Here is a 12,350-nt window from a genome sequence, read left to right as displayed (position 1 = left end):
AAGCTCCCTGAAATCGATTCTTCCATCCGCAGTAAAATAAAACAGCACCTTATTATTGTCAAAGGTATATTCCGCATCAATCAGCTTCATCTGAAGACCGTGCTTTCTGATCTTCTCTTTGCAGATCTTAAATGCTTCCGTTTCCTTTTCATGATTTCTTTTTTCCACTTCATCGTCAGCCTTGGTAGCCATGCGGATCACCGGCTTTAAGGGCTGAACCACTTTATCGTCATCCACTTCCCGGCATCCAAGGACAACATAACCATATTCTACTCCCCGGGCAGTTTCCACAATGACATGATCCCCGGTCCGTACCTCCAGGCTCATGGGATCAAAGTAATAAATCTTTCCTGCGTTGCGGAACCGAACGCCTATTACCTTTATCATAAATTAATTCTCCTTCATAACAAGCAGCATGAGCTCCATAGCCAGCTCCATATTGACATTGGCATCCAAACGGATCCTGGCCTTGTCAATGGCCTTTAATATCATCTCAATGCCATCATAAGCGCTGGCAGCGCTCATCTCTTTCATTGTATTGTATTCTTCCCTGAAAACCAGAAGATTAATATCCTGAGTCACCTTATACATTAAAACATCCCGATACCATAGCTGAATAAAATCAAGACAGTCATAAATATCCAGATTTTCATCCTTCATCTTCTTAATGTAAAAAAGCAGCTCCACAATGTCCATATCCTTGATGTGTTTCAGCATATGGATCAATTCCTTATACATTACCTGAAACTCCTCAGAAGAAGCAAGATGAATCGCCCTTCCAAGATTCCCTCTGGCAAATGCCGCATAAATCTCCGCTTTGCTCTCTGCGATTCCCAAAGATCCTGTTAAATAGGACTTTACTACCGAATCCTGCAAAGGCTTTAGCTTTAACTGCACACATCTGGAAAGAATGGTGGGAAGAAATGCCTCCTGATTGGTCGTAAGCAGCATAATAACCGCATAAGAGGGAGGTTCTTCGATCGTTTTTAGCAGGGCGTTCTGGGCCTGAACCGTCATCTTTTCCGCTTCATCCACAATGTAGATCTTATAGTAACTGCTATAAGGGCGTATCATAATGGTGTCATTGATCTGCTCCCTGATATCGTCAACGCCAATGCTTCCTGACTTCTCATGGGTCAGATATATCAGATCCGGATGGTTTTCGCTCATGGCCTGCTTGCATGCATGGCACTGCATACACGGCTCACTCTTTCCCTTTTCACAGAGAAGGGTCATTGCAAATGCATTGGCCAGGGACTTACGCCCCATCCCCGCTTCCCCTGTCAAAATGTACGCATGGGAAACATGATTTGATTCAATGGCTTTTTGCAAATGTTCTTTGATTCTCTCATGGCCGATGATATCCTTAAATCCTGGCATAGAGGCACCCCCCTGTCACTGTTGTATAACCCGTCCTCCCTGTCTCTGAAAACGGAAAAACGAATTTAACTAATTATAACATAGAACGTTTATCACCACAAGAAAGAAGTATTGGCAAAAACTTTATCATTTCCCGCGTTTCTGCACATTTTCAGTCAATATTATTCAGCACATAATTTTTTAAGTTGAGATTATAAACCCGGTGAAGTATACTGAGAAGAGAAGGTATTTGTAACTGAATTAAAACAATAGGGGATGATTTCAATTTTAGGAATAATAATAGCAGACGATGAAAAGAAAATCTGCCGGCTTTTAGAATATTTAATCGACTGGGATGAAATAGGGGTAAAGCTTTTGGGGGTTGCTTATGATGGTATTTCTGCATTTCAGCTGATTCAGGAAAAGAAACCTGACGTACTGCTTACAGATATCCGAATGCCGGGTATGGATGGCCTCCAGCTGATTGAAGAGGCCAAGAAGCAGAATGCTTCTCTTAAATGCATTATCATTAGCGGCTATAAGGACTTTCAATACGCACAACAGGGAATCCGGTACGGAGTACGGGATTATTTGCTGAAACCAATTAATCAGGATGACCTGACCCGTACGTTAAAAAAACTGGTCAAAGAAACCTTGGAGCAGAAAAACAGCCAGGAAGTCCAGATGCACTTAGAAGAAACCATAAGAAACTATTCCGGTGAGTTTAAACGGGTATTTTTAAAAATGGTATTGGAGCAAAAACCGGAGGAAAAGCCTGAGTCCGTATTAAGAGAAGTACGAAAAATTAATCCATCCCGGGTTGCCGGCCAGGGCGGCCGGTGTCTGGTTGTGAAGCCGGATATTGAATATAAGGATTTTACAAAAGATGCCTATCAGCTTTTAATTGATAAAGCGATTGAGATCCTGCAGGTCGAATTTGCTTCTGAAGAAGGAGAGTTAACGATTGAGGCATCCGATGAAGGAATATTTTTATTACTGTTCCATGAACCTGCTGACAAGGAAGAACTGATGAAAGCCTTAAACCATGTCAAAGACCGAGTCATGGGACTTCAGGATCTATTTCCAAAGATATACTTTTCAGCAATCATCACGGAGCAGGTGGATACAGACGAAGAACTGATCAGGCAGATCCAGTACAGCCGGATCGCTATGTATAACCGGCTCCTTACAGATGCCAATACGGTTTCGAAATTAAATGCGCCTGCTGCCGGACCAGAAGAAAAGAACTCCATAACCGCAGAGATCTCAAGGCTGTTAGAAGACAGACCGGAATCCTTTGAACCGGAAGAAATAAAAAATTGCTTAACTGATGCAAAACGAATCATGCAAACAGCTAAAAACATCTCCGGGCTTGACATTAAAATGGAGCTGCTCCGGCTGGCCCATAATTATCTGGACTGGTTTGAACTTCTTGATGTATCTTTGGACAAAAGCGGGAAAGCCGCTTATTTCTCCGAAATGTATGAGCATTGCATCAGCCTTGACCAGGCTTTTGAACTCCTGGAAGAAACCCTTACAAAAGCCTTGCTTGAAGTTCTTAACCATTTAAAAAGCAGGGAAATAAAGCCGGTTGCTTATGCTAAGCATTATATAGAAAAAAACAAGGGCGTTCAAATAAAGCTGGAAGAGCTGGCAAAAAACGCCGGTTTCAGCTACACATATTTTTCATACCTGTTTAAAAAAGAGACAGGAAAAACACTGACCGAGTATATTCAGATGGTAAGAATAGAGACTGCCAAAAAGCTTCTGGTAGAAAAAGAGCGGAACGTAAGCGAAGTAGCGGAACTGGTTGGTTACAGTGATATCAAATTTTTTACCAAACAGTTTAAAAAAGCGCTGGGCGTCTCTCCCAATGAATACCGGAAAATGTTTCTGGAACGCTGAAAAGAGGAGGATATCCTTTGAAAAAACAATGGTTAAAAAAACGGATTCTGATCTGGATAAGAGCCATGATTTCATGGAGCTGTCTTGCCCTGATCCTGTTCTTTCTGATTCTGCTTAGGCCGGAACTGACGGAATCCATTCTATATACAGCTATGGCATGGAGTATGCTGTTTTCCTTTTTCCTTCTGCTTGCTATCGGTAAAGTTATGATTTTAGAACCCTTTCGGACCATCCGGAAAAAAATAGAGCTTTTCAACGATGGAATCATTTTTACCGAAATATTTAAAAACCTGGAAGGAATCTCGCCGGATACAGATGCCCTGCTTTTAAAGGTACACACCATCCTGGACAAGGATAAAATAATGGAAAATGCCAAACAGCAGGCAAGATACTTAGCCCTTCAAAATCAGATCAATCCCCATTTCCTCTATAATGTACTGGAATCCATACGTTCCGATGCGATTATGGCAGGAGTCCCGGAAATCGGAAAGATCACAGAAGCCCTTGCTGTATTCTTCCGCTATACAACTTCAAAAATGGAGAGTCTCAGCACCCTTCAGGAAGAGTTAAACAATGTTGAGAATTATTTTTTAATTCAGAAATACCGCTTTGATGATAAGCTGGAATTAAAAATCAAATTGCCCCGGGATGATGAAGAAATATTAAAAACCCGGATTCCCAAGCTGACTCTCCAGCCAATCGTGGAAAATGCCATTAAACACGGACTGGAGCCTAAGGTTTCAGGGGGAACCATTGTCATTGACATAGAGCACAGTGACACCGTACTTTATCTTTCCGTGGTTGACGACGGGATCGGCATTGAAGAAGCCAGGCTGGGATGCCTCAATGAAAAGCTTTCCCGAATGGATGCCAATGACAGTTCCGCCAATGAAGGAGGAAAGGGAGGAATCGCACTCATAAATGTAAATTCCAGAATCCGCCTTCTCATGGGTGACGAATATGGCATCCACATCTTAAGCACTCCCAGAATCGGAACCGAAGTATGTCTCACACTTCCTTATATGTTTGAGCAGGCAGAAGGGATTGGATGATGAAAAAAGAAGTGATCCGTTATGAAAACATACACTGTTCCATGGATGGCCAGGCTTATTTAAATGGGCTCTTCTTTCGGGCATTTGAGGGAGAAATCTGTTGTGTCATTGTCAACAATACCATTGAAAAACAATATTTCCTGCAGCTTCTGTACGGAAACTTAAAACCGGGCTACGGCTGGTCCTATTATAAAGGGGAAAAAATAGTATCCTCCAAAATTCAGGAGCAGATGTTAAAGCAGACTGCATTTATCGGCCGCAACAAAGGAATCTTTTCTGAGCTGAGTGTCGCTGAGAACATTTTCGTTGCCAGCGGCAGGGTTCCCTTCTGGAGGCGGGTAAATCCTCTCTGCAGACACGCTCCGGAACTTCTTAAGGATTGGGATATTTCCATTCCCCTGCTTGCCAAAGCCCACATGCTGGACCCGGGCATGCAGAAACAGGCCGAGTTAATGCGCGCTTATGTCTCCGGATGCAGTCTGGCCGTTATAACGGATATCGAAATGATCATGACAGAAGACCAGCTCAAAAATTTCTTTGCTCTGGTGACAAAGTTAAAAGAACGGGGTATGACTTTCCTCTACATTGTAAACAGCTCCACCAAATTATACAAATATGCCGATGAAATAACGATTATCAAAAACGGCAGGACCATTGGCCATATGAACCGGGAAGATTTCTCTAAATTCCAGACTTATATGGAGCTGTTTGAAAAGACCAGAAAAAACACCTTGAAAAGAAATGACCTGTTACAAAAACAGATTGATAAAAAAACGGTTCTGGAATTCCAAAATGTAAAGCTGCCCGACCTTCCCGTATTAAACCTATCATTAAATGCAGGAGAAGTTTTAAATATATTGGACTTAGATTCTGCAGAATGCAGAAATATCCTTCCAATTCTGCAGGGAGAATGTGGATTTGAAGCAGGTAAAATTTTATTAAACGGAAAAGAATATTCCTTTCAATCCGTTCACCAGTCCATCCGGGATGGCATCGCATTCATCGAAGCAAGGCCAATGGAAGAAATGCTGTTTGCCGATATGACCGTTTTAGACCACATGACGTTCATGATCCAGCGAAATAAAAAAAAGTTCTTTCTGAGAAAAAAATACAAAAAGATGACCCGGTACCTGTTAGATGGAATATTCAGCGAAGAGGAATTGATGAAAAAAACATACACGGTCAGTGATGAATGCAAATTAAAGCTTTTATATTACCGCTGGATTTTTGTTCGGCCGCAGGTCCTGGTATGCATAAAACCATTTTCATCTGTTGATTTTCAAATGCGTCAGATCACCATCAATCTGCTGAAAGAAGTTTTGAAGTCAGGAATCTCTGTAATCATCATTACGAACCAGATTGCAGAAGCTTACACCATGGAAGGAAAGAATATTACCTTTCACAATGGAGCCATTGCAATGGATTAACTCTTTTAAGCAAAAGTTTGTTGTATACTTTAACCATAAAAAAGTCTTATTTTTATAATTAATAAGGCTTTTTTTATTATAAAAAGGCTAGTTTCGAAAAATACACCCCCATTTAGCACAAAATATACCATTGTTTGATCCTCTTTTTACTGTTAAAATAACAAACACATATCATTCATTGAATCTATCAAAACGATTGAGAGTAGGAAGGGAGATTAAAATTAATGAAAAGAAAGATTTTATCCATGCTGTTAGTATCTGCCATACTGGCATCCGTGACTGGCTGCGGAAAACAAACGACTGTTTCGCAGCCAACCGCAACAGAAAAAACTGCTTCTGGGGATATCACCATTGGTGTTATTCTGAAAACACTTTCCAGTGAATACTGGGGATATGTTGCGGCAGGTGTCCAAGCAGCCTCCAAAGATTTAGGGGTCAAGGTTGATCTCCAGGGTCCTGCCTCTGAAACAGCGTATGATGAACAGAACAATATGATCGAGACCATGCTCTCCGGCGGCGTAGATGCATTTGTCATCTCCCCCCTTCAATCAGACTCCATAGCAAGTGTAATCGGAGATGTCAACATTCCCATTATAACCGTAGATACTGATGCGGAAATACCAGGAAAAGTCTCCTTCGTGGGAACCGGTAACGACAACGCAGCTTACCAGGGCGGTTTATTTGCAGCTAAAAAAGCTGGAAAAGGTGCTAAAGCTGCTATCATCGGCGGTGTCGAGGGCAATGCCACCAGCGATGCCCGTCAGGCAGGATTTACCAAGGCTCTGGAAGAAAATGGTGTGGAGGTTGTATCCATACAGTATGCCCAGTCCAATCCGGATACGGCTGCAAATGTAATGGAAAATATCATAACTGCTCAGAACGGAGATATTCAGATCGTATGCTGCCACAACGATGATACGGCTGCAGGTGCATCCAATGCCGTAAAACAGCTTGGTTTAACGGACGTCATTATCGTTGGCTTCGACGGAAATCAAAGCGGTGTTCAGAATATCATTGACGGTAACATCACTGCTACCTGCGCACAGGCTGCCTATACCATGGGCTATCAGGCGGTTGAAACAGCCCTCAAGGCGATTAAGGGAGAGACCATTGATAAATTCGTAGATACGGGCTGTGAAGTCATTACAGCAGATAATGCAGAAGAATACTTAACAACACTGAAAGGCTACCTGAAATAATCCATTTGAATATGTACAGAAAGGTTTGTTGGCATTATGAGTAATTATTTGGTTGAGCTGAAAGGTGTAACAAAACGCTTCCCTGGTGTAGTAGCAATGCGAAACATGTCATTACAAATCAGACCTGGAGAGATCCACGGCCTGATCGGTGAAAACGGTGCCGGTAAATCCACCCTGATCAAAGTATTGACCGGTGTACATATTCCGGAAGAAGGCACCATTTATATCGAAGGAAACAAAGTTTCATTTAAGAATCCAAATGAAGCTGCAACTGCCGGTATTGCCTGTGTATATCAAGAATTAAATATTGTTAAGCTCCTATCTGTCACAGACAATATTTTTATTAACAAAGCCATAAAAAAGAAAGGCAGCCCGTTTCTGGATTATGCCAAAATGCATGAAGCAGCCCATGAAGTTATGCTTTCCCTGGGTCAGGACATTGCTGTGAAAAAAGAATGCGGTTCCTATGGCATGGGAATCCAGCAAATGGTGGAAATCGCAAAAGCAGTCCTGATCGATGCAAAACTCATCATCATGGATGAACCTACATCAAGCCTTGGGGAAAAGGAAGTGGAACAGTTAATGAAAACAGTCCGCTCCTTAAAGGAAAAAGGCATTGCTATTTTGTTTGTCTCCCATAAGCTGGAGGAACTCTTTGAGCTATGCGACCGCGTTACAGTCATGCGAGATGGAGAACACATCCTGACAAAAAATACGGATGAATTGGATAACGATTCACTGATCTCAGCCATGGTAGGCAGAACATTGGATAATCAATATCCGAAAATTGAAGCGGAGACCGGTACGGAAGCCCTCCGGGTAGAGCATTTAAACTCCGCAGGTGTATTAAGGGATGTGAGCTTTCATGCAAACCATGGAGAAATCCTCGGTTTTGCCGGTTTAGTAGGCGCCGGCAGAACCGAAACATTCCGGGCTGTGTTCGGTGCTGACCCATATGACAGCGGGAATATTTATGTAAATGGGGAAAAAGTGGCCATAAAGTCTCCAAAAGCCGGTATCCGCTGCGGGATGGCATTTTTAACAGAAGACCGCAAAGGGCAGGGACTTGTTCTCTCCCAATCAGTCCGAACAAACCTGATCTTAAGTAATATGAGACGCTGTACGAAGGGCCTGTTCTTTGATGAGAAACAGATCGATCAGCTGGCGGAAGAAAATATCAGTGACTTAAAAATAAAAACGCCCACTGCCAATGAGGTGGTGGGACAGCTGTCAGGCGGCAATCAGCAAAAAGTGGTTATCGGAAAATGGATCAATACAAACGCGGATATCTATATATTTGATGAACCGACCAGAGGGATAGACGTAGGTGCTAAGGTGGAAGTTTATAATATCATGAACCGCCTGGTCCGTGCCGGAAAATGTGTTATCATGATTTCTTCCGAATTACCGGAGATCATAGGAATGAGCGACCGGGTAATCGTCATGAGGGAAGGAAAAATCATGGGAGAACTTTCGAGAAAAACAGATGTCCTGAATCAGGAAATAATCATGAAAGCGGCTTGGGGAGGCGAAATTCGATGAAGACGAAGAAAATGAAAGATATAATAGGAAAGGTGGCTCCTTTACTGGCCTTGGTTCTTTTGTTCATTGTATTATCACTGGCAACCGATAAATTTTTTACACTCAATAATATGATGAATATTCTAAGACAAACGGCTGTTAACGGGTTGATCTCCGCAGCCATGCTGGTGGTACTGATTACGGCAGGCATCGACTTATCCGTTGGTGCGAATGCAATCCTGTGCGCATGTATGATGGGTATGCTGAAAACCTCCTTCGGCATTACAAACTCTCTGGTATTAATCCTGGTCTGTATCTTAACCGGAATTTTTATTGGATTCTTAAACGGCATCCTGCTCACAAAAATGCATCTTCCCCATCCTTTCGTTTCAACCCTGGGTATGAAAAACGTACTGTGCGGACTGGCACTGCTGGTGGTCTCAACAAAGACAATCTCCGACTTTCCGGCTGCCGTTACATTTTTAGGTTCCAGTAACTTATTTAAAGTATCCGGCGGATTCTCAGGGATCCCTCTGTGCTTTATCATTTTAATATTAATCTATATCGTATATCATTTCTTTTTAAACAAAACAGCACTGGGAAGAATGATTTACTGCGTAGGCGGTAATCCGGAAGCTGCCCGGCTTTCCGGAATCAATTCCGATAATATACTTATTTTTGTTTACAGCTTATCCGGATTTATGTGCTCCATTGCCGCCCTCGTTATAGTCGGGCGTTCCGCTGTTGCCAATCCTTCTGCCGCTATCTCACCATATGATACGGATGCCATTGCAGCATGCATTATTGGCGGTGCCTCGTTTATGGGAGGAAAAGGGACCATATGGGGAACTTTAATCGGTGCCCTGATGATTTCTACCATTCGAAATGGTTTAACACTCTTAAATACCTCCAGTTCCGTACAGTATATTGTTATTGGTCTGGTCATCATCGCCGCTGTATTTATCGATGTAACAAGAACGCGTATGGAAGCAAAGGCGAAACGGCTTGCAGCTAAATAAAAGCTTAACCTTAAAATAAGCATGAAAGGCGCTATGGAATTCCATATCTCTTTCATGCTTATTTTAACCTCATCAAGTAAGTCCCCACTTCAATGCCGGAAAGACATAAGTGGAGGACTTACACATGCCCGGTGAAGCGGGGCACGCTGTGAGCAAGCAGTAAAGCAGTTTGGGAATATCCGATTGCCCCATTATATCTCTGCGGTCACAGCTTTTACGATCTCATCCAGGCACGATTCCAGCTCCCTGTTGCAGAATCGCTTATGTATTCCGCATCTAAGAAGATTTTCTTCTTTAAAGTCCTCTTCATCCGCTAGAAACCTTCTGCAAAGTTCCCTATATTTAGGTGTCTTCTGTCCCTTTTCCCGTTTAATCGCTCTTAAAAGCCGGTCTCCATCCTCAACCTCAATATAAATAGGAAACAACCTGTCTTCTCCAAAATAAGCCCTTGTCTTCTCATAAGATTCCAGGGTTCCGATCATCAGATATCCATTCTTCCCGGCTAAATTGATCTGGCCGTCATCAACAGTAAAATAACTCCACGGACCATAGACTGTTTCATAAGTTCTTTCCTCAATAAGCCTGTGTTCTTTCCGGAATTCCTCCAGCTTATCTCTGGTAGTAAAATAATATTCAACCCCATCCTTTTCACCATCCCGAATCGGTCTGGTGGTATATAAAACAACTTTCTTTAATTGGGGCAGCCTCTTTAAAAGTCTTTTATAAACCGTATCTTTTCCTGAAGCACTTTTTCCCATTACATAAAATATTTTGCCCATATTATCTGCTCCATCTTTTATCCTATCTTTTATTTTATCTTACATTTATTCCAGCTTCATCAACCACAAAAAGCTCTCTGGATTCCTCATCCTCCATCCCCTGCACTGCAAGGCCCAGCTCTTTATACTTCATAATCAGATCAATGGATTCCTTTTTTAAAACCTCTCCAGGTACAACAATGGGTATACCCGGCGGATACACGTAAACAAATTCCGCTGATATCATACCTTCTCCGTCAGGAATTGCAATCCTGCGCCTGGGTTCATCCATAGCCTGGGCAATGCTCAACCGACATTCCGGCTTTCTCTCCAACCCCTGATATAAGTGATTCTCATCTTCACAGCCTTCCTCCGCAGAAAGCCCTGAATCGATATGGAGCAGAGCTTTGCACAGCCGTTCAAGACCTTCCTGCGTATCAGCCAGAGTCGTTATGGCAGTCACATAGTCTGAACCGCACATTTCCATTTCCAGATGATAATCCTTTCTCAGTCTGTCATCCAGCCAGGCTCCTGATTTTCCTGTACCTCTTGTGGATATAATGATCTTTGAGAGGTCCATATCATAGATTCCATTCATCCCCTTTTCCTGATCCGTAAGAAGCCTTAAGTGTTTCATACCAGACAAAACTTTTCGGACCTCTCCTATTTTATGGGAAAAGAGCTCCATCTGCTCCAGCCCTTCTTCGGCCATATACCGTATACAGCCCTCGATCCCTGCCATCAGCACGTAGGAGGGGCTGCTGGTCTGATACATATGCACATAGCGATCCAATCTACCCATATCCACATATCCTTCCTTTACGTGCATAACAGCTGTCTGTGTAAAGGAAGGAAGAGTTTTATGAAGGCTCTGAATCACCACATCCGCTCCAAGTTCTAAAGCAGAAACCGGAAATCCTCCCTCTCTTCCAAAGGAAAAGTGTGCTCCATGAGCCTCATCCACAATAAGAGGCAAGCGGAACTTATGAACTACCTCTGCAATGGCCCTAATATCAGATACAATTCCATCATAAGTTGGGGATACAAGAAACACCGCTTGAATCTCCCGATGACTCATCAACATCTCTTCGATTTTTTCCGGAAGTAATCCACCTTGAATACCGAATTCAGGTATTATTTGTGGATAAATATATTCCGCCCTTAACTGATTGAGGAAAACTCCATGAAACGCTGACTTATGGCAGTTTCTGCTCATAAGAATGGTTCCACCCCTTGATACGGTCCCACTTATGGCGCTAAGGATCCCGCTGCTGCTTCCATTAACAAGATAATACGTTCTGCAGCTCCCGTAAACCCTGGAAGCCCATTCCATAGACTCCTTTAAAATCCCTTCCGGATGGTGCAGATTATCAAAACCATAGATCTCTGTAATATCAATGGAAAAAGGATTTGGAAAATCAATGGCAAAGGATCCATGATACTGCCTTTTATGCCCTGGCATATGGAAGGGATAATAATCCGATTCTCCATATTCCATTAACTTCTTTAATAAATTCGGTGTATCATTCATAGTATGAACCGCCTTTCGTCTGCATAAACCACTGGGCTCATTCCCTGTTCTTTTTACATTTTTCTTTATAAACCGACTCTTTTAGTATAGCATCCTTATCCTCTCTTTACAATTTTTTCTCACAGCGCTATAATATAATTTTGGAAATGAAAAAGGAGATGGTTATATCATGAGATTAATCGAATTTAAGATGGAGCGTCCCGGTCTGGTTAAAGCCGGAGATGAAGTTCAGATCATAGAAAGGGAAGGAACCAGCAGTTATAGCTATATCATAGACCCTGCTGTGGCCATGTCCGGCTGTTATGTGGGACGTGACCGGATCAAATCTGATCACGGCATTGTAAAAGAGATAAAGCATAATGACCGGGGATATTATGTGATTGTAGAATTTGATGAATGATTACAGCAAAATAAAAAGCCCTGAAACATTTCTGTTTCAAGGCTTGTCCTGAGACACCGGGGACTCGAACCCCGGACAACTTGATTAAAAGTCAAGTGCTCTACCACCTGAGCTAGTATCCCATATGCCCAAAGCCGGAATCGAACCAGCGACACGAGGATTTTCAGTCCTCTGCTCTA

At 42.5% G+C, this 12,350-nt stretch carries 11 protein-coding genes and 1 tRNA gene; 7 read left to right on the top strand and 5 right to left on the bottom strand.

Going from position 1 to position 12,350, the window contains the following annotated elements:
• A partial coding sequence (gene ricT, locus RT269_RS27935) for a regulatory iron-sulfur-containing complex subunit RicT (RefSeq protein WP_313187623.1) occupies positions 1-387 on the bottom strand: 387 nt, incomplete at its 3' end.
• Between the two features lie 3 nt (positions 388-390).
• The gene (gene holB / locus RT269_RS27930; RefSeq protein WP_313187621.1) at positions 391-1,380 is read right to left on the bottom strand and encodes a DNA polymerase III subunit delta'; all 990 of its coding nucleotides are present in this window, start codon (positions 1,378-1,380) and stop codon (positions 391-393) included.
• Between the two features lie 255 nt (positions 1,381-1,635).
• On the opposite strand from holB, the gene RT269_RS27925 reads away from it, so the two are divergent.
• The 6 genes from RT269_RS27925 (at position 1,636) to RT269_RS27900 (ending at position 9,482) form a co-directional block, all read left to right on the top strand.
• Positions 1,636-3,264: a response regulator transcription factor gene (locus tag RT269_RS27925; protein WP_313187619.1), complete on the top strand. Its 1,629-nt coding sequence runs from the start codon at positions 1,636-1,638 to the stop codon at positions 3,262-3,264.
• A gap of 17 nt (positions 3,265-3,281) precedes the next feature.
• The gene (locus tag RT269_RS27920) at positions 3,282-4,316 is read left to right on the top strand and encodes a sensor histidine kinase (protein WP_313187617.1); all 1,035 of its coding nucleotides are present in this window, start codon (positions 3,282-3,284) and stop codon (positions 4,314-4,316) included.
• Positions 4,313-5,743 (top strand): hypothetical protein, encoded by a 1,431-nt coding sequence (locus RT269_RS27915; protein WP_313187616.1) that lies wholly within the window; start codon positions 4,313-4,315, stop codon positions 5,741-5,743. Before RT269_RS27920 ends, RT269_RS27915 begins: the two co-directional genes overlap by 4 nt.
• A 224-nt stretch (positions 5,744-5,967) precedes the next feature.
• The gene (locus RT269_RS27910) at positions 5,968-6,942 is read left to right on the top strand and encodes a sugar ABC transporter substrate-binding protein (RefSeq protein ID WP_313187614.1); all 975 of its coding nucleotides are present in this window, start codon (positions 5,968-5,970) and stop codon (positions 6,940-6,942) included.
• A gap of 36 nt (positions 6,943-6,978) precedes the next feature.
• Positions 6,979-8,484, top strand: a complete 1,506-nt coding sequence (locus tag RT269_RS27905; protein ID WP_313187613.1) for a sugar ABC transporter ATP-binding protein — start codon at positions 6,979-6,981, stop codon at positions 8,482-8,484.
• On the top strand, positions 8,481-9,482 hold the full coding sequence (locus tag RT269_RS27900) for an ABC transporter permease (RefSeq protein WP_313187612.1): 1,002 nt from the start codon (positions 8,481-8,483) through the stop codon (positions 9,480-9,482). The genes RT269_RS27905 and RT269_RS27900 overlap by 4 nt, the downstream gene beginning before the upstream one ends.
• Before the next feature lie 191 nt (positions 9,483-9,673).
• Here RT269_RS27900 and RT269_RS27895 read toward each other — a convergent pair whose 3' ends face one another.
• Both RT269_RS27895 and RT269_RS27890 read right to left on the bottom strand, forming a co-directional pair.
• Entirely contained in the window at positions 9,674-10,261 is a 588-nt protein-coding gene (locus tag RT269_RS27895) for a guanylate kinase (RefSeq protein WP_313187611.1), read from the bottom strand.
• A gap of 34 nt (positions 10,262-10,295) precedes the next feature.
• A complete protein-coding gene (locus tag RT269_RS27890) occupies positions 10,296-11,771 on the bottom strand; it encodes an aminotransferase class I/II-fold pyridoxal phosphate-dependent enzyme (protein ID WP_313187609.1) in 1,476 nt (491 codons plus the stop codon).
• A 169-nt stretch (positions 11,772-11,940) separates the two neighbouring features.
• Between RT269_RS27890 and RT269_RS27885 the strand changes: the two genes are divergently transcribed.
• Positions 11,941-12,171: a hypothetical protein gene (locus tag RT269_RS27885; RefSeq protein WP_025230668.1), complete on the top strand. Its 231-nt coding sequence runs from the start codon at positions 11,941-11,943 to the stop codon at positions 12,169-12,171.
• 49 nt (positions 12,172-12,220) lie between these two features.
• Here the strand turns inward: RT269_RS27885 and RT269_RS27880 are convergent.
• Positions 12,221-12,293: transfer RNA gene (locus RT269_RS27880), tRNA-Lys, on the bottom strand.
• Positions 12,294-12,350: the final 57 nt, after the last annotated feature.

The organism is Lacrimispora sp., from assembly GCF_032078915.1.
Lineage (GTDB): Bacteria > Bacillota > Clostridia > Lachnospirales > Lachnospiraceae > Lacrimispora.
This window is presented reverse-complemented; position numbering and strand designations above follow the sequence as displayed.